Raw genomic sequence first — 23,838 nt, forward strand, 5'->3', positions numbered from 1 at the left:
ATCCCGAACGGTTCCGGGCCAGACCGGTAGCACCAGCCCTTCCCGGACCGACGGGAATCAACACCAACGTGTCTCAGACAGGTTGACAACTTCCGATTCGAGAACTATTTCGGGTGCGGTTGCGGAGAAAGGGTGCGTCTGTGGGGTCGATCGGCTACTTGTTACCGAAGTACGAGACGTCCTCGTTGCCGATGAGGTCGGGCACCGTCCAGCCGTCGAGGTCGTACTCGGACAGGCACTGCTCGGCGAAGCCCTTCATGGAGGCGACGTCGCCCCGATTCTCGGCGGCGAACAGCAGTTCGGCCTTGACGTTCTCGTGGTTGCCGGAGTAGTTGCGCTCGTAGAGTTCGTGGCGGCCACCGAATTCGCTGCCGATCGAATCCCACAGGGCCTTCATGATCTTCACGCGTTCGACGGCGGTCATGCCGTCCGAGCCGCGGACGTACTTGTCGAGGTAGGGGCGAACGTCGGGCGACTTGAAGTCGCGGGCACTCGACGGCAGGTAGATCAGGCCGGACGCGACGTCCTGCTCGATGATCTCCTTGATCCGCGGGTAGCCCTGGATCATGAACATGCGGTAGGTGAGGCCGTATTCGAGCTTCGGGATGACGGTGTCGCCGATCCACGGCTCGGGGTTGCGTGCCATGGATTCGGTCAGTGACCAGAACAGGTTTCGCCAGCCGATCACTTCACCGACGCGGGTCTGCACACCGCGGAAGCCGCCGGCGCCGGTGGCGTCGAGGGCCTTCATCAGCATGCCGGCGATGAAGTCGAGCTTCACCGCGAGACGTGTGCAGCCCTGGAACGTGAAGCGGGGCAGGAAGCCCGACTGCGGGAAGAATCCGTTGATCTTGTCCACGTCGCCGTACATGAAGACGTTCTCCCACGGCACGAGCACCTTGTCGAAGATGAAGATGGTGTCGTTCTCGTCCATCCGGCTCGACAGCGGGTAGTCGAACGGGGAGCCCATCACGGCCGCGTTCTGCGTGAACGAGGACCGGCAGATCAGCTTCACGCCCGGTGCGTCCATCGGGACGGTGCAGATGAGCGCGAATTCCTTCTTCTTGATCGGCAGGCCGTAGTGGGCGATGAAGTTGTAGTTGGTGATCGCCGAACCGGTGGCGACGACCTTCGCGCCGGAGACGATGAGGCCGGCGTCGGTCTCCTTCTCCACTTTCATGAACACGTCGCCGACCTCGTCCGGCGGGAGCTGCCGGTCGACGGGCGGGTTGATGATGGCGTGGTTCCAGTACAGGACCTTCTCCTGCGATTCCTTGTACCAGCGCTCGGCGTTGTCCTGGAACGGCGAATACAGTTCCTTGTTGGCGTGCAGGGTGCCGAGAAACGAGGCCTTGTAGTCGGGGGAGCGGCCCATCCAGCCGTACGTCATCCGCGCCCACGTGGCGATGGCGTCGCGTTCCTTCAGCAGGTCGTCGGAGGACTTCGGCGCCTTGAAGAACGGCATCGTGACGCCGCCGTTGCCGGTGTCGGTGGAGGTGGTGACCTTGTCGACGTGCTCACCGGTGTGCATCGAGTCGTAGAGGCGGGCGGTCATCCGGATCGGGTTGCGGAACGCCGGATGCGTGGTGACGTCCTCGACACGCTCGCCGTGCAGCCAGATCTCGCGGTCGTCCTTGAGGGACTCGATGTACTCGTCACCGGTCATCGGGCGGGTGGCGAAGTTCGCGGTGCGGTTGGCTTCACAGTCCGCGGCAGGGTTGACCTTCGTCGGGTCGAGCGTGGTCTCGGGAGCGCTTTCGGTGGTGGTCATGGTCGGTCCTTTCGGATTCGGCAATCAGTGGACGGGCTGAAGGTGGAATGGGGTGAATGAGGTGGTGGAGTCGAACCATCCGCTGTTCGGATCGTCCATCGACCCGTTCCACGCGGCCGACGCCGACGGGGAACCGAGGTCGTGGAACGTGCTCCGGTAGAACAGCAGCGGATCCTTGCCGCTCGATTCGGCGGCCACGATCTCACCGATGAAGATGACGTGGTCGCCGCCGTCGTACTCCGCCCACGGTTCGCAGGACAGCGTGGCGGCGGCGCCGCAGAGGACGGGGGCCGTCGGTCCGTCGGCCCACACGGGTTCGGGGGTCTGCGGGCGCCCGGCGAAATGCATCGCGGTGTCCACCTGGTCCGCGGCGAGGATGTTGACGGCGAACGGCGACTTGCTCAAGTAGTTGCAGGCCTTCGACTTTCGGGTCAGGGTGATCTGGCACAGCCTCGGCTCGATCGAGACGGCGGTGAAGGCGGTGACCGTCGCTCCGTGCGGCAGACCGTCGGAGTTGGCGCACGTGATGACCGTGACTCCGCTGGCAAACTGCCCGAAAATATTCCGGAGTTCGCGCTGCTCCATGTCGGAGCCTCCCTTCCTGTCCGGGGCGCTGTTGAGGTACGGAGAAACGTACGACCGCGGGAACGGGGCGTCGATCCGCTGAGCGCGGAGGTGATCCGCTTTGCGCGGCGAGTTGAGGCGGGGGCCTCGATTGCATTGCGAAGTGTGCGCGGTCACACTGGTGCCATGTCGGCCACGTCGAAGATTTCCCGCCCCGAGGATTGGGACGAGGCGTCGCACGTCGTGTCGGACGTGTACTTCCCGCACACCCTCACGCCGCTGAGCAGGTCGAAGGCCACCAACACGGTCGCGGAGGCCGTGGAGTTGGGCCCGGTGAAGATCACGCACATCGGCTGGGGTGCGGACGTGTCGATCCGGTCCGACCACCCCGGCGCGTACGCCGTCAACGTCCCGCTGTCGGGGCACCTCGAGTCGGTGACCGGCAGGAACGAGGTGCTGTCGGCGCCGGGTTCCGGAACGATCTGCCCGCCCGACACGTCGACGCTCATCACCAACTGGAGCGAGGAGTGCTCGATTATCGGGGTTCGCGTCGACCGGGACCACCTGCACCGGGAAATGTCGCGGATCCTGGCCCGGCCCGACATCCAGCTTCCCCCGCAGATCGATGTGACCACCGAGAACGGCGCGAGTTGGCTCGCTCTCGTGCGGTCGCTGCTGCAGCAGATGCTGGAGTCGGACGGGGTGCTGAACAACGCCCTGGTCGCGGAGCAGTTGTCGGGGGCGGTCACCACCGCGCTGGTGCTCGCCGCCGTCCCGGACGACGGGGCCGGGGTGGGATGTGCGCGTCCGCGGATCGTGAAGCGGGTGGTCGACGAGATCCACGCCGACCCGTCCCGCGCCTGGACGGCGGCCGACATGGCCGAGGTCGCCGGGGTCAGCGTGCGCCGGTTGCAGGAAGGGTTCCGCGACTACGTCGGGGTGAGCCCCCGCGACTACCTGCTGGACGTGCGACTCGAACGCGTCCACGACGACCTGCTGCGCGCGGACGGTGCACCGACAGTCGCCGAAGTCGCGATGCGCTGGGGTTTCACCCACACCGGCCGGTTCGCGGCGGCGTACCGCCGCAAGTACGGTGTGGCGCCGTCGGAGGCGCTCCGCGGCTGACGGCTCGGGCTCAGCCGACGTAGGAGAAGATGGTCGCCATGCCGGTCCGGGACCCCGTCCATGTCGTTGCGGATGGCCAGCCCGTGCCAGTGCACGGTCGTGGGGTCCGGGAGCTGGTTGCGGAACCGCACCTGGACCCGGTCGCCGACGTTCGCGCGCAGGACCGGGCCCGGCAGTTGCGTGCTGTACAGCCACGCCGCGGTGCGCGTACCTGCGAGGTCGACTTCGGACTGCGCCGCGGTCAGCTCGTAGGCGACCGGACGGTCGCCGGGCATCCCCCGCTCCTTCCGCGGGTAGACCTTTTCCCGTGACGCTACCCGGGCGGGTTACGCGAGGGCGCCGATTCGCGCCCGGTCGCGGAGGGCGATGAGTTCGCGGGCGTGCGCCTCCAGCTTGCGATCCTCGTCGGACTGCGGAACCCACTGCCGCGCAGCCGTTGCCGCGCCGCCATCGTCGACAGCGGCGACGACGGTGAGGCAGTGGGTGGTGAGGTTCATTTCCCGGGTGCGCGGGTCGCCCGATCTCACATGCACCGAGATGTGCATGGTCTGCGCGCCCGTGTGCAGCAGGCGGGCGTCGACCTCGACGACGTGCCCGATCTGGATCGGACGGTAGAACCGGACACCGCCGGCGTACACGGACACGCACGGGGTGCCGTTCCACGACGTGCCGCACAGGTAGGCGGCCTCGTCGATCCAGCGCATCACGGTCCCGCCGTGCGTCTTGCCGCCCCAGTTGACGTCGGTGGGCGCGGCCAGGAAGCGGGTGAGTGATTCCGGTGCGGTGCCCGCGTCGGTGTAGCTCTGCTTGCTCATCGCCTCTTCGATGTCGGCCCGCAGGCCGATCCGCATGACGGCCTCCTCGGACTCGGCGCGGTCGGCGGCGGTGATGGGCTTCCACGGCGGCACGGTCGTCGGCTTTCCGGAGTCGTCGACGGCCACGAAGATGATCAGGCAGTTGCTGGCCTCGGTGAACTGTCCGGTCCGCGGGTCGGCGGACGAGACCGTGCACTGGATGTGCATGCTGGAGCGCCCGGTGTGGACGAGGCGCGCTTCGACCTCCACGAGGTGTCCGGACTCGATGGACCGGGTGAACTTGATGTTTCCGACGTACGCGGTGACGCAGTAACTCCCGCTCCAGCCGACCGCGCAGGCATACGCGGCCTTGTCGATCCATTCGAGGATGCGGCCACCCTGGACTGCACCTCCGAGTGTCGCGACCTCGGTGGGTGCGGCGAGGAAGCGGAGGGTGATGCTGCGGGGAGGGGTGGTCATCGATGTGTTCCTCGGGTGTTCGACGTGGCCGGCGCGAGGGCGCGCACCGGGCGACGGCGAAACGTCGTTGTCCGCCGGTGGCCGGGAAATTATCCCACAGTTGCCCCGTACCGACCCGTTCGCGATGTGCACGGACCGCAGTTGACGAACACCTGTGACTGCGCGCACACTCGACAACGACCGCACAGCGTTCCCTGTGTACGCACTGCGTGCACGAGAGTGATCGGATCAGGTGATGACCTCGACGTCGACGACCGCACCCCGGGCCGACCTGGCCTGCCTCGACTACGTGGACCGGGAGTTCTACCTCCCCGGGCAGCGGGTGCTGCCGTGGACCGCGAACCTCGCGGCACTGCCCGGCGAACCCGGGACGCCGCTGCGGATGACGGGTGTCGTCCGGTCCCGCACCGGCGAACCGCTGTCGGGTGCGGAGATCGAGATCTGGCACGCGGACGCCGACGGATGCTATTCCGGGTACTCCGTGGAGATCCTCCGCAACAACCTGCGCGGCATCGTCGTCACGTGCGCGGGCGGTCGCTTCGACATCGCGACGGTGCAGCCCGCACCGTGCGAATTCTCCAGCGCCCGAAGCGATGCCGACGTGGGGCACCTCAACGTGATCGTGCACGCGCGCGGGTTCCACCCGCTCGCGACGAGGCTGGTCCCGACGCCCGGCGCGTCGAGGGAAGTGGGCGGTCCCGCCGTCGAGACGCTCGTCGACGTCGGTGCCGGCGGAGTGGTCTCCTGCGACTTCGTGCTCGATCCGATCTGATCGGTGTGCCGCCGTCAGCCGGCGTAACCCATGTCCGCGCTCAGGGCGGCCGCGGCGGCGAGGACGCACGGAACGGCCTGTTCGCGGAACTGCGCCGGAGTGTTGCGCGCGGACGACGTGGAGCACGCGACCACGCCGACCACCGTGCCGCCGGCGTCGCGGACCGGTGCGGCGAGCGAGATCAGCCCCTTCTCCAGTTCCTCGGCCGTCAGTGCGAAGCCCTGCTCCCGGACCTTCGCGAGTTCGCGGTCGAGTTCGGCCGCGGAGCCGATGGTCTCCGGCCCCAGCTTCTGGAACGTGGACTCGGCGACCACCCGCTCGACGATGTCGGTGGGAGCCCAGGCGAGGAGGGCGCGGCCCATGGACGTGGCGTACGCGGGGACGCGGGTGCCGACCGAGACGTTGATGCTCATGATCCGGCGGACGGGAACGCGAGCCGCGTAGACCACGTCGGCGCCGTCGAGCACGCCGAGCGACGCGGACTCCTGGGTCTTCTCGGCCACCTCGAGCAGCCGGGGCATCGCGGCCTCGATGAGCGCGTGCGACTCCGAGTAGTGCTGTCCGATGCTGAGCACGCGAGGGGTGAGCGACCACCGGCCTCCGGCCCCTGCGACGTATCCCAGCTTCTGCAGGGTGAGCAGGATCCGGCGGACGGCGGGGCGCGACAGTCCCGCTTCGGTCGCGAGTTCGGCTAGCGTCGGGTTCGGGCGCTGGGCGTCGAAGGCCAGCAGTACGGCGAAACCGCGCTCGATGCTCTGGATGTAATCGCGATCGCTCTCGGTCATTGCGGCCTCCACCAGCGATTCGTGTGCTTCTTCGGACTCGGGGTTGACATTTCAATGTGACTGCGCGCACAGTAGTGGTGTACGCACAGCGTGATATTAGTACGCACAGCGTACATATGCAAGACCTTCCGGCGTGTGAACACCCACCGCGTCGCCCAGAACTCGATACCAGCCCTGTCCGAATTCCTTCAGCCCGAGGAGAAACGATGACCACCACCGAGAGCCCCACCGCAGCCGGATCAGGCTCCGCCGCCACTGACAAGTTCAAGGCCGAGCGCGTGAGCGCCGACACCTCGCCCGAGCGGCTCGCGGCGATCGCCAAGGACGCTCTCGGCGCGCTCAACGACGTGATCCTGAAGCACGGCGTCACCTACCCCGAGTACCGCGTGTTCAAGCAGTGGCTCATCGACGTCGGCGAGGGCGGCGAATGGCCGCTGTTCCTCGACGTGTTCATCGAGCACTCCGTCGAAGAGGTCCTCGCCCGCTCCCGCAAGGGCACCAAGGGCAGCATCGAAGGCCCGTACTACATCGAGAACTCGCCGGAACTGCCGTCCACGTGCACCCTGCCGATGCGTGCCGAGGACGAGAAGATCACCCCGCTCGTCTTCGCCGGCCAGGTCACCGACCTCGACGGCAACGGGCTCGCCGGCGCGAAGGTCGAACTGTGGCACGCCGACAACGACGGCTACTACTCGCAGTTCGCACCGCACCTGCCCGAGTGGAACCTGCGGGGCACGATCATCGCCGACGACGAGGGCCGCTACGAGATCACCACGATCCAGCCTGCGCCCTACCAGATCCCGACCGACGGCCCGACCGGCCAGTTCATCGAGGCCCAGAACGGCCACCCGTGGCGTCCCGCGCACCTGCACCTCATCGTGTCGGCGCCCGGCAAGGAGTCGGTCACCACGCAGCTGTACTTCAAGGGCGGCGAGTGGATCGACAGCGACGTCGCGTCGGCCACCAAGCCGGAACTGATCCTCGACCCGAAGACCGGCGACGACGGCAAGAACTACGTCACCTACAACTTCGTGCTCGACCCCGCGTGACCCGTTCCACCCGTACAGAAAGTGATCCGATGACCGACCTGTCGATCGTCTCCGTCGAAACGACGATCCTCGATGTGCCGCTGGTGCGTCCCCACAAGTTCGCGACCACGTCGATGACCGCGCAACCGCTCCTGCTGGTCGCGGTCGAGACCGCGGGCGGCGTGACCGGCCACGGCGAGGGCGTCGTCCCCGGCGGCCCCTGGTGGGGCGGCGAGTCGGTGGAGACGATGCAGGCGATCATCGAGAAGTACATCGTCCCGGTCCTGCTGGGGCGGCGTGTCGACGAGATCACCGGCATCATGTCGGACATCGAAAGGGTGGTCGCAAACGCACGTTTCGCGAAGGCCGCCGTCGACGTCGCGTTGCACGACGCCTGGGCGCGCAGCCTGGGTGTGCCCGTGCACACGCTGCTCGGCGGCGCCTTCCGACAAGGCGTCGACGTCACCTGGGCCCTCGGCGCCGCACCCGCCGAGGAGATCATCGAGGAGGCCCTCGGTCTCGTCGAGTCGAAGCGGCACTTCAGTTTCAAGCTGAAGATGGGTGCGCTCGACCCCGCGGTCGACACGGCGCGGGTGGTCCGGATCGCCCAGGCCCTCGAGGGCAAGGCCGGCGTCCGGATCGACGTCAACGCCCGTTGGGACCGGCTGACCGCGCTGAAGTACGTGCCCCGCCTCGTCGACGGCGGCGTCGAACTGATCGAGCAGCCCACACCCGGTGAGCAACTCGAGGTCCTCGCCGAGCTGAACCGTCTCGTCCCCGTCCCGGTGATGGCCGACGAGAGTGTCCAGACTCCGCACGACGCCCTCGAGGTCGCTCGCCGCGGCGCCGCCGACGTCATCGCGCTCAAGACCACCAAATGCGGTGGCCTCGCCAAGAGCCGCGAAGTGGTCGCGATCGCGAAGGCCGCCGGAATCGCCTGCCACGGAGCCACGTCCATCGAAGGCCCGATCGGGACCGCGGCGTCCATTCAGTTCGCCTGCGCCGAGCCCGGCATCAACTTCGGCACCGAACTGTTCGGGCCCCTGCTGTTCAGCGAGGAATTGCTGCAGGAACCGCTCCGCTACGCCGACGGCCAGGTGTCGCTGCCCGAAGGCCCCGGACTCGGAGTCGAGCTCAACATGGACGCAGTCAAGACCTGGACCAGGAACTGAGGAGGACACCACACGATGGCACTCTTTCACGTGCGCATGGACGTCGCCATTCCCCGCGACCTCGACCCGAAGGTCCGGGACGAAACGATCGCCAAGGAGAAGGCCTACTCGCAGGAGCTCCAGCGCTCCGGCAAGTGGCCCGAGATCTGGCGGATCGTCGGCCAGTACAGCAACATCAGCATCTTCGACGTCGAGTCGGCCGACGAACTGCACGAGATCCTGTGGAACCTTCCCCTGTTCCCGTACATGAAGATCGAGATCATGCCGCTCACCCGGCACGGTTCCGACGTCAAGTAGGCGCTTCGCGCCCGTGCGTGGTTGACGAGTCTCTGGACTCGTCAACCGCTCACGGGCGCGGAGCGCCTGCCAGCAGTTGGTCCACGGCGCGCACGCTGAGGACGTGGTCGAGCGCCATGGTGGCGCTGCCGACGACGCCCGACAGTTCCCCGTGCGTCCAGGGGAGGATCTGCAGCTGTTGGGTGGCGACGGCGATCGCGTTGCCGTACAGGGTTTCGCGTAGCCCGGCGACGAACGTGTCGTACGCCTGCGCCATGTCGCCGCCGACGATCACGACCTCCGGGTTGAGGAGGTTGATCGCCCCCGACAGGACCTCGCCGATCTGACGCCCGCTCTCGCGGATCATCCGCCGGGCCTCGGCGTCGCCGGCGAGCGCGAGGGTGATCACGTCGCGGATGTGCGTCACTTCACGTCCCTGCTCCTGCAGGTTGCGGACCAGCGCCCACCCGCCGGCGACGGCCTCGATACATCCCACATCACCGCAGCGGCACACCACCCCTTGTGCCGCTGCGGTTTTCGTGTGCCCGATTTCGCCCGCCGCGCCCAGGGCGCCCCGCTGCAGCACGCCGCCGGAGACGAGTCCGGCGCCGAGCCCGGTCGACGCCTTGATGAGCAGCATGTCGGCGAAGTCGCGGCGTTCCCCGCGCCGCTCGGCCAGGACCATGACGTTGGCGTCGTTGTCGACGAAGACGGGTGCGTCGGTGACGTCGGCGAGGAACGGCTGCAGCGGGACGCCGTCCCAGCCCGACATCATGGGGGAGTTCAGGCTGCACCCGCGTTCGGTGTCGACGGTGCCGGGGAGGCTGATCCCGATTCCGACCGTCCGCCCCGCGGTCTCGCCCAGGCCCTCGCGCAGCGCGAGGAGACGTCTCGCGATGACGGGCATCAGCTCGGCCGGGCTCGTGCCGATTTCCTGCTCCACGTCCTCGGCGACGATGACGTCGCCTGCGAGGTCGCAGATGGCCAGCTGGGTGCGGCTCCGGCCGATGGCGGCCGACAGCACCACACCGGCCTGCACGTGAAACGAGAGTTTTACCGGCGGGCGTCCGCCGGTCGACACGCCCTCTTCGCGTTCGACGACGAGTCCCGACGCCTGCAGTGACGACACCCGGGCCGCGACGGCCGTCCGGGACAGCCCGGTGAGGTTGCCGATCTCGGTGCGGGTGGTGGCTAGCCCTGCGCGAATGAGGGCGAAAACGTCGCCACCCGTCGCCGGGGAGGTCGTCGAGCGAGGCGTCCGCATGCAGGCCATTCAACCAACCGGACACGCGTCTGACAACGTAAGGTTCAGATCTTTGTTCGTCGAAATACTTAAGTCTGTATTGATCAAAAGCCAAAGGTCGCCTACTCTCGTCTGTGATGGCCCACACATCCGGCTTTCAGAGGGAGATGACATGTCACCAGCGACCACCGTGGAACCGTGCGATTTCGTCGTGTTCGGCGGCACCGGCGACCTGGCGGTTCGTAAGCTGCTTCCCGCGCTCTACCTGCGCGACAGGGACGGTCAGCTGCCCGCCGAAACCCGCGTGATCGGTGCCTCGCGAGCCGGTCTCGACACCGACGGCTACCGCGACAAGGTGCGAGGAGAACTCGCGCGGTTCGTCTCCGGCGATCAGCTGGATTCGGACACCTGTGAGCGATTTCTCAATCGCCTCGAATACGTCACCGTCGACGTCGCGGACCCGGCGAACTGGGCGGGCCTGCAGGACTGTCTCGCCGACCGGGACGGTGCCATCCGGGTGTTCTACCTGGCGTGCGCTCCCGGCCTGTTCGGGCCGATCTGCGAGAACCTCGCCCTGAACGGTCTCGCCGACGCGCAGTCCCGTGTCGTGCTGGAGAAGCCCATCGGCCACGACCTCGCCTCGGCCCGCGCCGTCAACGACGCGGTCGGCGCAGTGTTCGAGGAATCGCAGATCTTCCGCATCGACCACTACCTCGGCAAGGAGAGTGTCCAGAATCTGCTGGTCACTCGATTCGCCAACACGTTCCTCGAGCCGCTGTGGAACTCCTCGTCGATCGACCACGTGCAGATCAACGTCGCCGAGTCGCTCGGTGTGGGCAGCCGCGGCGGCTACTACGAGTCGGCGGGCGCGCTGCGCGACATGCTGCAGAACCACCTGCTGCAGCTGCTCTGCCTCGTCGCGATGGAGCCGCCCACCTACGTCGACCGCGAGACCGTGCGCGACGAGAAGCTGAAGGTGCTCCAGGCACTCAAGCCGATGAGTCCGCAGGACGTCGAACGCTGCACGGTCGCAGGCCAGTACGGCCCCGGGCTCGCCGACGGCAAGGCCGTCCCCGGATACCAGGACGACGTCGAGAACCCGGACAGCACCACCGAGACGTTCATCGCCGTCAAGGCCGAGATCCAGAACTGGCGGTGGGCCGGCGTGCCGTTCTACCTGCGCACCGGCAAGCGCATGGACCGGCGCTGCTCGGAGATCGTGGTGCAGTTCAAGCCCGTCCCGCACCCCATGTTCCCCGGCAGCGAAGGCCACAGCGAACCCAACCGCCTGGTCATCCAGTTGCAGCCCCACGAGGGCATGCGGCTGCACATGACGGCGAAGGAACCCGGCCCCGGCGGTATCCGCCTCAAGCCGGTGTCGCTGGACCTCAACTACATCGAAACGTTCAAGCGTCCGTCGCCCGACGCCTACGAGCGGCTGCTGATGGACGTGGTCCGGGGCAACCCGACCCTGTTCATGCGCCGCGACGAGGTGGAGGCCGCCTGGGAATGGGTCGAGCAGATCCTCGTCGGGTGGGAGAAGTCCGAGCGTGGACCGCGGCGTTACCCGGCGGGCACCAACGGACCCACCGACGCGACCACCCTGATCGAGCGCGACGGCCGCGCCTGGCACGAAGGAGTTACCGCATGACCGACGCGCCCACACCCACCGCCGACGTACACCCCGTCCTCGCCGCCGTCACCGAACGCATCATCGAGCGCAGCAGGCCCGAGCGCACGATCTACCTCGACCGCATCCGGCAGGCCGCCGACCGCGGTCCGGCGCGCGGCAAGCTGGCCTGCGCGAACCTGGCGCACGGCTTCGCCGCGTCCGGCCCGGCCGACAAGAAGGCGCTGCGCGCGTTCGTCAAGCCCAACATCGCGATCGTCTCCTCGTACAACGACATGCTGTCGGCGCACCAGCCGTTCGAACACTTCCCCCGGCAGCTCAAGGCCGCGGTCATGGAGGCCGGCGGCATCGCCCAGTTCGCGGGCGGCGTCCCCGCCATGTGCGACGGCATCACCCAGGGCCGCGACGGCATGCAGCTGTCGCTGTTCAGCCGCGACGTCATCGCGATGGCGACGGCGATCGGACTGTCCCACGACATGTTCGACGGCGCCCTCATGCTCGGCGTGTGCGACAAGATCGTGCCCGGAATGCTCATCGGCGCACTCGGATTCGGCCACCTGCCGACGATCTTCGTGCCCGCCGGGCCGATGACGTCCGGTCTGCCCAACAACGAGAAGTCGCGCGTCCGCCAGCTGTACGCGGAGGGCAAGGCCGACCGCGAGCAACTGCTCGACGCCGAGGCGGCGTCGTACCACGGTGTCGGCACCTGCACGTTCTTCGGCACGGCCAACTCCAACCAGCTGCTCATGGAGGTCATGGGCCTGCACCTGCCCGGATCCAGCTTCGTGAACCCGGGCACCCCGCTGCGGGAGGCCCTCACGTGGGAGGCGGGAAAGCGCGTCACCGGTCTCACCTCGCTCGGCGACGACTACACACCGGTCGGTGAGGTCGTGGACGAGAAGGCCGTGGTCAACGGGTGCGTCGCACTACTCGCGACCGGCGGGTCGACCAACCACACGATGCACCTCGTGGCGATCGCCCGCGCCGCAGGCATCACCCTCACGTGGGACGACCTGTCGGAACTGTCCGCGGTGGTGCCGCTGCTCGCCCGGATCTACCCCAACGGCTCGGCGGACGTGAACCACTTCCACGCGGCGGGCGGCCTCGGCTACGTCGTGTCGTCGATGCTGGACGCAGGACTGTTGCACGAGGACGTGAAGACCGTCGTCGGCGCCGGACTCCGCCGGTACGCCGAGGAGCCGAAGCTGTCCGGCGAGGGCGTCGAATGGCAGCCGGGCACCCGAATCAGCCTGGACACCAACGTGTTGCGCGGACCGGAAGATCCGTTCGACGTCAACGGCGGTCTGAAGATGCTGACCGGAAACCTGGGTTCGTGCGTGATGAAGACGTCGGCCGTCCACCCGGACCACCGCGTGGTGACCGCCCCGGCGCGGGTGTTCGACGATCAGCTCGACTTCCTCGCCGCGTACGAGGCGGGCACGCTGACCGGCGACTTCGTGGCCGTGCTCCGGTACCAGGGGCCGCGCGCCAACGGCATGCCCGAATTGCACAAGCTCACACCGGTACTCGGAGTTCTGCAGGACCAGGGCCGCAAGGTCGCGCTGGTCACCGACGGCCGGATGTCCGGCGCGTCCGGGAAGGTGCCCGCGGCCATTCACCTCACTCCCGAGGCGGCGGCGGACGGACCGCTCGCGCGGGTGCGGGACGGCGACGTCCTCACCGTCGACGCCGTGACCGGCGCCGTGAACGTGCACCTCGGCGACGAGGAACTGGCCGCCCGCCCGGCGACCGGTCGTGCGCTCGGTGCCGACGAATGGGTCGGCACGGGTCGCGAACTCTTCGCCGGCCTGCGTGCCGCCGTCGGACCGGCGACCCAGGGCGCCAGCGTTTTCCACCCCCAACCCGTCTAAGGAGTATTCAGTGACGAACAGCCCCTCCCTCCTCGACCGCGTCCCGGTCATCCCCGTCGTCGTCGTGGACAACCTCGGCGACGCGGTGCCGGTGGCCCGCGCGCTGGTGGCCGGCGGCATCCCGATGATCGAACTGACCCTGCGGACGCCGTGCGCCCTCGACGCCATCAAGGCGATCGCGACCGAGGTGCCGGAGATCTGCGTCGGCGCGGGCACGATCGTGGAACCGGTGCAGGCCGCGCAGGCGGCCGACGCGGGAGCGCAGTTCCTGGTCTCGCCGGGCAGCACCGAAACCCTGCTGAAGGCGATGTCGGACACCGGACTGCCGCACCTCCCGGGCGCGGCGACCGTCTCCGAGGTGCTGTTCCTGCTCGAGCACGGCTACCGCGAACTCAAGTTCTTCCCCGCGGAGGCGTCGGGCGGCGCGAAGTTCCTCGGCTCGATCCACTCACCCGTGCCGGCCGCGCGGTTCTGTCCGACCGGCGGCATCTCGACGTCGAACGTCGGCGACTACCTGTCGCTGCCCAACGTCGGCTGCGTCGGCGGATCCTGGCTCACGCCCGCCGACGCCGTGAAGCAGCAGGACTGGGACCGGATCAGCGGACTCGCACGTGAGGCGGCGACACTCGCCCGATAGCGCGTGACGCGGCGCGGTACGGTGAATCGTGCGCGACAGTGACAACGGTGATTCCCAGCGGCCGGGTTCTCAGTCCTCGCTGAAATCCGCCAACCAGCACCGTGTGGTCCGCGCGCTCCAGACGTCGGGTGAGCTGACCCAGGCGGAGATCGCGCGTCGCACCGGACTGGCCCCCGCCACCGTGTCCAACATGGTCAAGGAATTGACCGCGGCCGGGATGGTCGCCGTGCCGGGCGGCGACCACCCCGGCCAGCGCGGCCGGGCGGTGCGGCTGACCCGCCGGATGGGACTCGCGGTCGGGATCGACTTCGGGCACCGCCATCTCACCGTGGCCGTCGCCGACATGGCACACCAGGTGCTCGCCGAGGAACGCGTCGAACTCGGCGCGGGTCACCGCGCGGAGGACGGCGTGGTGCAGGCAGGCGCCCTTCTCGACGCGGCCCTCGACCGACTCGGCTGCGACCGCACGTCCGTCCTCGCGGTCGGCATGGGTCTGCCCGCACCGCTCGAGACCGACACCGGCGAGGTCGGCGGCCCGTCCATCCTCCCCGGCTGGGTCGGTGTCGACGCGGCCGCCATCGCGTCGGAGTATCTCGGCACCGCCGTGCACGTCGACAACGACGCGAACCTCGGTGTGCTCGCCGAACACATGTGGGGAGCGGGCCGCGGAACCACCGACCTCGCGTACATCAAACTTTCCGACGGCGTGGGTGCCGGCCTCGTCCTCGACGGCAGGCTGTACCGCGGAAGAGGCGGCACCGCAGGCGAAATTGGCCACCTGACCCTCGACGAGTTCGGGCAGGTGTGCCGCTGCGGCAACCGCGGCTGCCTCGAGACCCTCGTCGCCTCGCACGTCGTGATCGGGCTGCTCGCCCCGAGTCGCGGTCCCGATCTGAGCATCGCCGACATCGTCGGGATGGCCGAGCGCGGCGACGCCGCCTGCATCCGGGTGCTCGCCGACACCGGGCGGCACGTGGGTGTCGCGGCAGCGAGCCTGTGCAACCTCGTCAATCCCGAACGACTCGTCATCGGCGGCGAACTCGCGCTGGCCGGTGAACTGCTGCTCGGGCCGATGCGTGAGGTCGTCGGCCGCTATGCGGTGCCCAGCGCGGTCCGCTCCCTGGACATCCGCGTCGCCGAACTCGGCCCCCGCGCTCAGGTGCTCGGCGCCGTCGCCCTGGGTCTGCGATCCGCGCTTCCCGCGTGACTGTTCGCCGCTGAATCCTCGTCCGCGTCAGGCGGCGAGGTCTGAGCTCTTCGCGTGCCGTGTGTTCATTGGTGAATGCAAATCGGACAAAAGCGTCCTTCTATGTTCATGTCTTGACGATTCGTACGTTCGTTGCCTACTGTGTTCCACACCACAACGACTGCGCACTCTGCGCAGGCCTCGGCCCCACCCGAGTCTCGATCACCCCTTGCTCACGAGGAGTCCCATGACTGAAAACGTCCTGTTGCCCGGCGCGGAATCGCCCGGCGACACCGCAGAGGGCACTTCGGTTCCCGTCCGGATCGCGGTCGTCGCCGCACTCGGCGGCCTGCTGTTCGGCTACGACAGCGCAGTGATCAACGGCGCCGTGTCGGCGATCGAGGGCAAGTTCCAGGTCGAGTCGGCTCTCCTCGGATTCGCGATCGCCTCGGCGCTGCTCGGTGCCGCGGCGGGAGCGATGCTGGCCGGGCGGATCGCCGACCGGTACGGACGCCTCGTCACGATGCGGGCCGCCGCGGTGATGTTCCTGCTGAGCGCCGTCGGCACCGGATTCGCGGCCAACGTCGAGATGCTCGTGACGTTCCGGATCGTCGGCGGCATCGGTGTGGGTCTGGCCTCGGTCATCGCACCCGCCTACATCGCCGAGATCTCGCCCGCCCGGGTGCGGGGACGTCTCGGGTCGCTGCAGCAACTCGCGATCGTCACCGGCATCTTCGTCTCGCTCCTGGTCGACTACGCCCTCGCCGCGCTCGCCGGCGGATCGCAGGAAGAACTGTGGTTCGGGCTCGAGGCCTGGCGATGGATGTTCCTCGCGATGTGTGTGCCCGCACTCGCCTACGGTCTGCTGTCGCTGACCATTCCCGAATCGCCCCGCTACCTGATCGCGCAGGGGCGCATCGCCGAGGCCCGCGGCATCCTCGCGGTCCTGCTCGGCGAGAAGGGCCTCGATCTCAAGATCGAGAGCATCCGTTCGACGCTGGCCCGCGAGACGCAGCCGTCGATCCGCGACCTGAAGGGCTCCGCGTTCGGCCTGATGCCGATTGTGTGGATCGGTATCGGACTGTCGGTGTTCCAGCAGTTCGTCGGTATCAACGTGATCTTCTACTACTCGAGTGTCCTGTGGCAGGCCGTCGGCTTCGACGAGGGCAGCTCCCTGCAGATCACGGTCATCACGTCGGTGGTCAACATCGCCACCACTCTCATCGCCATCGCCTACATCGACCGGGTGGGCCGCCGGCCGCTGCTCATCATCGGCTCCGCCGGCATGGCCGTGACGCTCGCGACCATGGCGTTCATCTTCGGAACCGCCTCCACCACCGTCGTGAACGGTGTCACGACGCCGCAGCTGACCGGGCTGCAGGGGCCGATCGCGCTCGTCGCCGCCAACCTGTTCGTGGTCGCGTTCGGAATGTCCTGGGGCCCGGTCGTGTGGGTTCTGCTCGGCGAGGCGTTCCCCAACCGCATCCGGGCCGCCGCCCTGTCGCTCGCCGCGGGCGCCCAGTGGGCGGCGAACTGGCTGATCACTGTGACGTTCCCGTCCATGAAGGACTTCTCGCTCGGAATCTCGTACGGCTTCTACGCCGTCTGTGCGGTGCTGTCACTCGTCTTCGTGCTGCGCTGGGTCAAGGAGACGAAGGGCGTGGAACTCGAAGCCATGCACTCCGATTCGATCGTGTAGGCCGTTTTGGGCCACGACGGCGACACCCGCGGGGATCTCACTCGCGGGTGTCTTCGTCGTCCTTCATCTGTTCGACGGCCGTCGCGGATTCGCTCACGATCGCGCGCATGGCCGCCTCCGCCGCATCCGCGTCGCCCATCTGGATGGACGACGCCACCACGCCGTGCAGGCGGATCGCCTCGGTCTCCGCGACGTGCGGCATCAGCGAGTGCCGGGTGCGGCCCTCCAGCACCTCCACGACGATCTGCGACATCGCACGCAGCAGGGGATTGCCCGACGCGGTCAGCAGTGTGCGGTGAAAGTCGGAGTCGTGGGCCAGGTACGCGTCCGTGTCCGCGGCGCGGGACGTCGACGACATTCCGATGACGGCCGCCGTCAGCGCCCCGCACTGCTCCGGCGTCGCCCGTGCCGCCGCGAGACGTGCGGCGAGCGGTTCGATGCCCGACCGCAGTTCGCTCAGGCTCGACAGCTGGTCGAACCGCTGTGGTCCGGCGAGTTTCCAGCGAATCACGCTCGGGTCCAGGGAGTTCCAGTGCTCCTCGCTCAGCACGGTGATCCCGACGCGGCGGCGGACCGCCAGGAGTCCGAGGGATTCGAGGACGCGGACCACCTCGCGGACGACGGTGCGGGAGACGGAGTACTGGGTGACCACGTCGTCGGCGGAGATGCGGGTGCCGGGCGCCAGGGCTCCGGCCACGATGTCGCCGCCGAGTCGATCGAGCACCGTTTCGTGCAATTGCCGGTACTCGGCGCCCTCTGCGTTGGTCATCCGCCGATGGTCCCACGGTCGCTTCCATTGAACACACGTTGGCGCGCCCTTCACACTCTAAGTAGTACTTAATATGCCCAGGGCTTGAAATCGTATGGTTTATGAGGCACAGTGACCTGAGTCACGAACAACGGTCATTCCAACACCGATCTCCCTGGAGCAACAGAATGAGTACCGCGTCACTACTCGCAGCGGCCGAGAGCGCCGGCACCGACGCGCAGCTGATCACGGCCGCCGTCGTCGGCGTCGCCGTCATCATCGCGCTGATCACCTGGCTCAAACTCCACCCGTTTCTCGCACTGTCGATCGGCGCCGTCGGCGTCGGCATCGGCGCAGGTCTCGGTGCCACGGACTCGGTGAAATCGTTCGTCGAGGGCTTCGGTGCCACGATGGGCAGCGTCGGAATCCTGATCGGATTCGGTGCCATGTTCGGCAAGCTGCTCGCCGATTCGGGTGGCGCCGACCGCGTCGTCGACACCCTCGTCGGGCGTGCCGGACCGCGGACGCTGCCCTGGATGATGGCACTGGTCGGCGCGGTGATCGGCCTGCCGATGTTCTTCGAGATCGGCCTCGTGCTGCTGATGCCGGTCATCATTCTCGTCGCGCGCCGTTCGGGGCTGTCGCTGATGCGCATCGCGATTCCCACCCTGGCGGGCCTGTCGGCGATGCACGGTCTCGTTCCGCCCCACCCCGGACCGCTGGTCGCGGTGGCGGCGCTCAACGCGAACCTCGGGCTCACCCTCGCTCTCGGCGTCGTCGTCGCGATTCCCACCGTCATCGTCGCCGGACCGCTGTTCAGTAAGCTGGCGGCCCGCTGGGTGGACGTCCCCGTCCCCGAGCTCTACGTGACGGTCGAAGACCGGGAAGGCGCCGAAGCCGCCGCGGAGCGTCGCCGCCCCAGTTTCGCGGCCACCCTGTCCGCCATCCTGCTCCCGGTCGTCCTGATGCTGGGCAAGGCAGTGGCCGACGTCGTCGCCGCCGACTCGGAGTCGCCCGCGAAGGCGCTGCTCGACTTCCTCGGAACGCCGGTCGTGGCCCTCGGACTCGCGGTGCTCGCCGGAATGCTGCTCCTCGGCCGGGGCGGCGGCATGGACCGCAATGCCATCGCGGCGTCGCTGGAGAGTTCGCTGCCCCCGATCGCCGGAATCCTCCTCATCGTCGGCGCGGGCGGCGGATTCAAGCAGGTCCTGATCGACACCGGCATCGCCGACGTGATCGCCGAAGCGATCAAGGGCAGCGCCCTTCCCGTCCTCTTCCTCGCCTGGCTCGTGGCCGTGCTGATCCGTGTCGCCACCGGATCGGCCACCGTCGCGACCGTCACCGCGTCCGGCATCCTCGCGCCCGTCGCCGCCGAGTTGACGTCTACGCACGTCTCGCTGATGGTGCTCGCGATCGGCTCCGGCTCGCTGTTCCTGTCGCACGTCAACGATGCGGGATTCTGGCTGGTGAAGGAATACCTCGGCGTCACGGTGGTGCAGAACCTGAAGACGTGGACGGTGATGGAATGCATCATCTCCGTCACCGGTCTGGCCGGTGTCCTCGCGCTGAGCGTGTTCATCTAAAGGGGGTCGAGAATGTCGAGTGAGGTTGGTGAGATGCACGTGAGTACGCGCGAACCGGTAGGACGCACCCCGCAGACCGCGGATCCCGTCCTGGTGCTGATGGGCGTGTCCGGCTCCGGGAAGTCGACGGTCGCGGGAATCATCGCCGGCGCGATGGGCTGGGACCTGCAGGAGGGCGACGCGCTGCACCCACCCGCGAATGTCGCGAAGATGGCGTCGGGGCAGCCGCTGACCGACGAGGACCGCTGGCCGTGGCTCGATCTCGTCGCCGGGTGGATCCGGGACCACACCGACAACGGTCTTCCCGGGGTCATCACCTGCTCGGCGCTCAAGCGCAGCTACCGCGACGTGCTGCGCGGCGACAACGTCGTGTTCGTGCATCTCGCCGGGTCGCGGGCGCAGATCGGCGAACGGCTGACCGCCCGGCTGGACCACTTCATGCCCCCGTCGTTGCTGGACACGCAGATCTCGACGCTCGAGCCGATCGAACCCGACGAGGACGCCATCGTGGTGGACGTGGGCGGATCGCCGACGCAGGTGGCGGCGGAGATCATCGCTCGACTGGAGCAGCGGCTCGGCCGGTGAACCTCTGGTAATCGGACGGAAATTCAGTCGAAGTCGCTCGGTAACGGGCGGCTTCGACTTACCGTGGCGTAAGGTCGTCCATTTAGCTGGACAAGCGTCCGATACAACGGAGGGCAGTATGCGAACGCGTGAATCGATCGTGTGGCACTGGGATGTCAGTCGGCGGGCGCGAATGACGTTCTGGTTCGCCAGGGCTTTCGTCAAACCGCTGTTCACGATATGGCCGACGACGGACCGCGGCATCGAACTCCTCGCGGCTCTCGACGAGTTGATCGACCGGCTACCCAAGCCGAAGGGGCTCGACATCGAGGCGATCTCGCTCGGCGGGGTGCCGTGCGAGAAGATCACCCACCCGCGGCCCACCGTCACCTCGATGGACGGCGCCACCATCCTCTACTTCCACGGCGGCGGATTCGTGTTCTGCGGACTCGCCACCCACCGGGCGCTGTGCGGGCTGCTCGCCGCGCGGTCGGGTGCGCCCGTCGTCTCGGTCGAGTACCGGCAGCTTCCCAAGGGGGCGATCGGGGCGTCGCTGGTGGACGCGATGACCGCATACACCGAGGTACTGAAGGTCTGCGACGACCCCAGCCGGGTGATCGTCGCGGGGGACTCGGCGGGCGGGTACCTCGCGATGAAGGTTGCCGAAGTCGCCGCGCTGCGGGGCATTACCCGGCCGGCGGCCGTCATCGGGTACTCCCCGCTGCTCAACCTCGACCTCGAGGATCACGACCCCGATTTCATGAAGCGCGACGCGTACCTGCCGATGTCGCAGGTGGCGAAGCTGAAGGACCGCTGGCTGGCCGGGCCCGACCAGATTCCGGGTGCCCAGTCGCCCGTGAACTCGGATCCGGCGCTGTTCCCTCCGGTCTTCCTCACCGCCGCCGAGTACGAGATCATGCGGCCCGACGTCGAGATCATCACCGACCGGTTCGATCGAGAGGGACGGCAGATCGAGACCCACATCTGGAGTGGGCAGATCCACGCGTTCCCGGTGATCGGCAAGGTGTTGCGGGAAAGTCGCACGATCATCGGGCTCACTGTCGATTTCGCGTCCCGCGCACTCACGGAGTCGAAGCGGCACTCGGCCTGAACGGCGGAACGGGTGGGCCTGTGCCCACCCGTTCTGCCGTCCGCGGACTACGCGGGGTTGAGCACTCTGCGCAGCAGCGGTGACACCGTGATCAGCAGTCCCAGCAGGGCGACACCCGTGACGAGCACGAGGCCGGAGTGGAATTGGTGGAACCCGGCGCCGCTGATGCCGGTGGCGGTGTGCGAGCCTGCGGTGACGAGCGCGGTGGTCAGTGCCAGCACGAGCGCGGCACCGACCTGTGCGGACGTCTGCACGAGCCCCGACGCCAATCCCTGCTCGGAGTCGTCGACACCCGACGTGGCCTGGGCCATGATCGACGTGAAGCCCAGTGCGAAACCGACACCCAGCAGCACCACGCTCGGCAGGATCGCGATCGTGTAGTTCGGCTGATCGCTCCCGGCGAAGAGGAACCACAGGTAGCCGAGGCTCAGTGACGTGAGTGCCGCGATGATCATGCGGGCGGTGCCGAACGCGTCGATCAGTCGTCCCACGAACGGCGACCCGAAGGCCACGATGATGCCCGCGGGGAGAAGGCCCAGCGCCATCTCCAGCGGCGACCAGCCGAGCACCGACTGCAGGAAGATCGTCATCATGAACTGGAAGCTCAGGTAGGAGCCGAACAGCGCGACGATGCTGAGGTTCGCCCGCACGATCGAGCCGACCCGCAGAATGCTCAGCCGCACGAGCGGGTGCGCGACCCGGTTCTCCACGACGAAGAACGACGCCAACAGGGCAGCGGCCAGTGCGAACGAGCCCAGCGTGAGCGGATCGGCCCAGCCGCGGGCCGGTGCCGACACGACGGTGTAGACGGCGAGCAGCATGCCCGACACCAGCGTGGCGGCTCCCGCGACGTCGTGGCCGCCGGTGTCGGCGGCACGGTCGCGGGGGATCAGGACGGCGCCGGCGACCAGGGCGAGCACCGCGAACGGCACCGGCATCAGGAACGTCCAACGCCACCCGGCGCTGGTCAGCAGCCCGCCCAGGATCAGTCCGGACGAATAGCCGCTGGCTCCGAAGACGGAGAAGATCGACAGCGCCCGGTTGCGGGCGGGCCCCTCCTTGAACGTGGTGGTGAGGATCGACATCGCGGTCGGCGCGGTGAACGCGGCGGCGAGGCCCTTCACGAAGCGGCTCGCGATGAGCAGCGTGCCGTTGTCGACGAGTCCGCCGACCAGGGACGCGATCGCGAACACGGTCAGCGCGATCAGGAAGACGCGGCGGCGTCCGAGGAGATCGGCGGTGCGTCCGCCCAGCAGCAGCAGACCACCGAATCCGAGGACGTATCCGTTGATGATCCATTGCAGCGAGGTGGTCGACAGCCCGAGTTCGGTTCCGATGGAGGGCAGTGCAACACCCACCATCGAGACGTCGAGACCGTCGAGGAACATCACGAGGCACAGCACGGCCAGGACGCCCCAGAGGCGGGGAGTCCAGGCCTGGTCGGTCGACGGGGCGGTGGTGGCGCCCGACGAGGTGGCGAGGTCCGGGGTGGCGTCGCTGATAGTCACAGGGAGAATGTAGATGCACGTGCAATCAATGCGCAAGCACTAATTCCGTTTGCATTTAATTCGCTTGCACGTTTTTCGTCTGCGCGCTAGGGTGCGGATCATGAGCTCAGAAGCGGACCTGCGCGACACGTGGCGGCTGCTCGCGAGCCGATACAACTCGATTGCGTGCGAGTTGGATCGTGAGATGCAACACGCGCACGGGCTGAGCATGAGTGACTTCGAGACACTCGACCGACTGATGGACGCCACCTGCGACCGACCACGGATGCAGGACCTGGCGGCCGAGATGTACCTCAGTCCCAGCGCGCTGTCCCGGAGCGTGGCCCGGCTGGAGAAGGCGGGCCTGGTCGCCAGGGCGCTGTGCGAGGCGGACCGGCGGGGCGTCTTCGTCGACGTCACCGACGCCGGCCGCAAGGTGCACGCCGACGCCAGTAAGATTCAGCTGGGTGTACTCACCGAAAGGCTTTCGGAAGCAACCTGATTCGTCACGTCAACGAGGTGGGTGTCGCGTAGTCGTCGGACGGGAACTCGCCGTCGACGACGGCGGTCACCACCGTGTTCTCGAGCGTGATCGCACCGCCGTGATTGTCCAGGAACGCGGTGTCCGCGGCGTCGCGCCCCGTCGCGATCCGCAGCAGTGCCGACCGCGGGGCCAGCCGGGTGGCGTCGACCACCCGCCACTCGGAATCGACGAACGCCTCGACGACGGCGTGGAAGTCCATCGGATCGCACCCCGGCGCATACACCGCCGCCAGCCGCGCCGGGATGGTGACGGCCCGCAGGAGCGCGACCGTGAGGTGGGCGAAGTCACGGCACACCCCGGCCCCGGACAGCATCGTGTCGACGGCACTGTCGGTGGATCTGCTCGACCCCGCCTGATAGAGCAGCCGTGACCCCACCCACGTGGTGATGTCCTGCAGCAGTTCCGGATGTGGCTTCGACAGGTTGAACTCCCCGCCGGTGAAACCGAAGAACTTGTCCGCCTCGGCATACCGGCTCGGGCGCAGGTACTTCGACAGGTCGTAGTCGGTGACGGGAGGCGAATCGGCCTTACCCACAACCGAAGCCGAGTACTCGACGTGCAGCGAACCGCGGGGGCTGTCCAGCAGATGGACGCGAGTACCGTGCTCCGCCACCATCTCTCGTGCCTCGACCGGCTTACCGTCGAGAGTGAACGTCAGCGACTCCGACAGCTCCGAACCGGGCGTCCGGGCCACCGCGATCTTGAATTCGAGACTGGTGGGGTCGGTGACCTCGATGTCGAGAGTGGCGGTGGCGTGACGTTTCATCC

22 protein-coding genes and 1 pseudogene are annotated in these 23,838 nt (G+C 67.9%); 14 read left to right on the forward strand and 9 right to left on the reverse strand.

Translation table 11 applies throughout. From position 1 onward, the window contains the following. Nucleotides 1–154 precede the first annotated feature (154 nt). Nucleotides 155–1,771: a 4-hydroxyphenylacetate 3-hydroxylase family protein gene (locus tag ACFU5V_RS28960; RefSeq protein WP_378703337.1), complete on the reverse strand. Its 1,617-nt coding sequence runs from the start codon at nt 1,769–1,771 to the stop codon at nt 155–157. 24 nt (nt 1,772–1,795) lie between these two features. Then, nucleotides 1,796–2,356: a flavin reductase family protein gene (locus tag ACFU5V_RS28965; RefSeq protein ID WP_378429810.1), complete on the reverse strand. Its 561-nt coding sequence runs from the start codon at nt 2,354–2,356 to the stop codon at nt 1,796–1,798. A 165-nt stretch (nt 2,357–2,521) separates the two neighbouring features. Here ACFU5V_RS28965 and ACFU5V_RS28970 point away from each other — a divergent pair, with 165 nt between their 5' ends. Continuing rightward, complete coding sequence (locus ACFU5V_RS28970) at nt 2,522–3,460, forward strand: AraC family transcriptional regulator (RefSeq protein WP_378703338.1); 939 nt, start codon at nt 2,522–2,524, stop codon at nt 3,458–3,460. A 59-nt stretch (nt 3,461–3,519) separates the two neighbouring features. On the opposite strand, the pseudogene ACFU5V_RS28975 reads toward ACFU5V_RS28970, so the two are convergent. Then, nucleotides 3,520–3,735 (reverse strand): annotated as a pseudogene (locus tag ACFU5V_RS28975) (multicopper oxidase domain-containing protein); the annotation flags it as partial. A 51-nt stretch (nt 3,736–3,786) separates the two neighbouring features. Then, nucleotides 3,787–4,734 carry an acyl-CoA thioesterase gene (locus tag ACFU5V_RS28980; RefSeq protein ID WP_378703339.1) on the reverse strand — a complete coding sequence of 316 codons (948 nt, stop codon included), beginning with the start codon at nt 4,732–4,734 and terminating at the stop codon, nt 3,787–3,789. A 235-nt stretch (nt 4,735–4,969) separates the two neighbouring features. Between ACFU5V_RS28980 and ACFU5V_RS28985 the strand changes: the two genes are divergently transcribed. Then, nucleotides 4,970–5,506: an intradiol ring-cleavage dioxygenase gene (locus ACFU5V_RS28985; protein WP_378703340.1), complete on the forward strand. Its 537-nt coding sequence runs from the start codon at nt 4,970–4,972 to the stop codon at nt 5,504–5,506. Nucleotides 5,507–5,520: 14 nt separating this feature from the next. On the opposite strand, the gene ACFU5V_RS28990 is transcribed toward ACFU5V_RS28985, so the two are convergent. Beyond that, entirely contained in the window at nt 5,521–6,291 is a 771-nt protein-coding gene (locus ACFU5V_RS28990) for an IclR family transcriptional regulator C-terminal domain-containing protein (RefSeq protein ID WP_378703341.1), read from the reverse strand. A 206-nt stretch (nt 6,292–6,497) separates the two neighbouring features. Here ACFU5V_RS28990 and catA point away from each other — a divergent pair, with 206 nt between their 5' ends. The 3 genes from catA to catC are packed head-to-tail and all read left to right on the forward strand — an operon-like array spanning nt 6,498 to nt 8,788. Then, the gene (gene catA, locus ACFU5V_RS28995) at nt 6,498–7,340 is read left to right on the forward strand and encodes a catechol 1,2-dioxygenase (RefSeq protein ID WP_206013314.1); all 843 of its coding nucleotides are present in this window, start codon (nt 6,498–6,500) and stop codon (nt 7,338–7,340) included. A gap of 29 nt (nt 7,341–7,369) precedes the next feature. Continuing rightward, nucleotides 7,370–8,491: a muconate/chloromuconate family cycloisomerase gene (locus ACFU5V_RS29000; protein WP_378703342.1), complete on the forward strand. Its 1,122-nt coding sequence runs from the start codon at nt 7,370–7,372 to the stop codon at nt 8,489–8,491. A gap of 15 nt (nt 8,492–8,506) precedes the next feature. Then, nucleotides 8,507–8,788: a muconolactone Delta-isomerase gene (gene catC, locus ACFU5V_RS29005; protein WP_072947638.1), complete on the forward strand. Its 282-nt coding sequence runs from the start codon at nt 8,507–8,509 to the stop codon at nt 8,786–8,788. A 49-nt stretch (nt 8,789–8,837) separates the two neighbouring features. Here catC and ACFU5V_RS29010 read toward each other — a convergent pair whose 3' ends face one another. Beyond that, nucleotides 8,838–10,031, reverse strand: a complete 1,194-nt coding sequence (locus tag ACFU5V_RS29010; RefSeq protein ID WP_378703343.1) for an ROK family protein — start codon at nt 10,029–10,031, stop codon at nt 8,838–8,840. 151 nt (nt 10,032–10,182) lie between these two features. Between ACFU5V_RS29010 and zwf the strand changes: the two genes are divergently transcribed. The 5 genes from zwf to ACFU5V_RS29035 all read left to right on the forward strand — a co-directional run bounded on the left by zwf (nt 10,183) and on the right by ACFU5V_RS29035 (nt 17,033). Then, nucleotides 10,183–11,661, forward strand: coding sequence for a glucose-6-phosphate dehydrogenase (zwf, locus tag ACFU5V_RS29015; RefSeq protein ID WP_378439872.1), 1,479 nt, complete (start codon nt 10,183–10,185; stop codon nt 11,659–11,661). Continuing rightward, on the forward strand, nt 11,658–13,511 hold the full coding sequence (gene edd, locus ACFU5V_RS29020) for a phosphogluconate dehydratase (RefSeq protein WP_378703344.1): 1,854 nt from the start codon (nt 11,658–11,660) through the stop codon (nt 13,509–13,511). Before zwf ends, edd begins: the two co-directional genes overlap by 4 nt. A 10-nt stretch (nt 13,512–13,521) precedes the next feature. Beyond that, nucleotides 13,522–14,148 (forward strand): bifunctional 4-hydroxy-2-oxoglutarate aldolase/2-dehydro-3-deoxy-phosphogluconate aldolase, encoded by a 627-nt coding sequence (eda, locus tag ACFU5V_RS29025; protein WP_378703345.1) that lies wholly within the window; start codon nt 13,522–13,524, stop codon nt 14,146–14,148. A 28-nt stretch (nt 14,149–14,176) separates the two neighbouring features. Next, a complete protein-coding gene (locus tag ACFU5V_RS29030; RefSeq protein ID WP_378439867.1) occupies nt 14,177–15,355 on the forward strand; it encodes an ROK family transcriptional regulator in 1,179 nt (392 codons plus the stop codon). 226 nt (nt 15,356–15,581) lie between these two features. Then, the gene (locus ACFU5V_RS29035) at nt 15,582–17,033 is read left to right on the forward strand and encodes a sugar porter family MFS transporter (RefSeq protein WP_378703346.1); all 1,452 of its coding nucleotides are present in this window, start codon (nt 15,582–15,584) and stop codon (nt 17,031–17,033) included. 37 nt (nt 17,034–17,070) lie between these two features. Here ACFU5V_RS29035 and ACFU5V_RS29040 read toward each other — a convergent pair whose 3' ends face one another. Next, nucleotides 17,071–17,802 (reverse strand): FadR/GntR family transcriptional regulator, encoded by a 732-nt coding sequence (locus ACFU5V_RS29040; RefSeq protein ID WP_378439863.1) that lies wholly within the window; start codon nt 17,800–17,802, stop codon nt 17,071–17,073. Nucleotides 17,803–17,969: 167 nt separating this feature from the next. Here ACFU5V_RS29040 and ACFU5V_RS29045 point away from each other — a divergent pair, with 167 nt between their 5' ends. The 3 genes from ACFU5V_RS29045 to ACFU5V_RS29055 all read left to right on the forward strand — a co-directional run bounded on the left by ACFU5V_RS29045 (nt 17,970) and on the right by ACFU5V_RS29055 (nt 21,039). After that, complete coding sequence (locus tag ACFU5V_RS29045) at nt 17,970–19,364, forward strand: GntP family permease (protein WP_378703347.1); 1,395 nt, start codon at nt 17,970–17,972, stop codon at nt 19,362–19,364. Between the two features lie 33 nt (nt 19,365–19,397). Beyond that, entirely contained in the window at nt 19,398–19,949 is a 552-nt protein-coding gene (locus ACFU5V_RS29050) for a gluconokinase (RefSeq protein WP_378432394.1), read from the forward strand. Between the two features lie 118 nt (nt 19,950–20,067). Continuing rightward, nucleotides 20,068–21,039, forward strand: coding sequence for an alpha/beta hydrolase (locus ACFU5V_RS29055; protein ID WP_378703348.1), 972 nt, complete (start codon nt 20,068–20,070; stop codon nt 21,037–21,039). A 47-nt stretch (nt 21,040–21,086) separates the two neighbouring features. Here the strand turns inward: ACFU5V_RS29055 and ACFU5V_RS29060 are convergent, their stop codons facing one another. Then, entirely contained in the window at nt 21,087–22,583 is a 1,497-nt protein-coding gene (locus ACFU5V_RS29060; RefSeq protein ID WP_378703349.1) for an MFS transporter, read from the reverse strand. Nucleotides 22,584–22,647: 64 nt separating this feature from the next. Between ACFU5V_RS29060 and ACFU5V_RS29065 the strand changes: the two genes are divergently transcribed. Further along, on the forward strand, nt 22,648–23,028 hold the full coding sequence (locus ACFU5V_RS29065) for a MarR family winged helix-turn-helix transcriptional regulator (RefSeq protein ID WP_124391110.1): 381 nt from the start codon (nt 22,648–22,650) through the stop codon (nt 23,026–23,028). A gap of 4 nt (nt 23,029–23,032) precedes the next feature. Here the strand turns inward: ACFU5V_RS29065 and ACFU5V_RS29070 are convergent, their stop codons facing one another. Then, complete coding sequence (locus tag ACFU5V_RS29070; protein WP_378703350.1) at nt 23,033–23,836, reverse strand: transglutaminase family protein; 804 nt, start codon at nt 23,834–23,836, stop codon at nt 23,033–23,035. Between the last annotated feature and the right edge of the window lie 2 nt (nt 23,837–23,838).

The sequence above is a fragment of the Rhodococcus sp. NPDC057529 genome (assembly GCF_042802055.1).
GTDB lineage: Bacteria > Actinomycetota > Actinomycetes > Mycobacteriales > Mycobacteriaceae > Rhodococcus_F.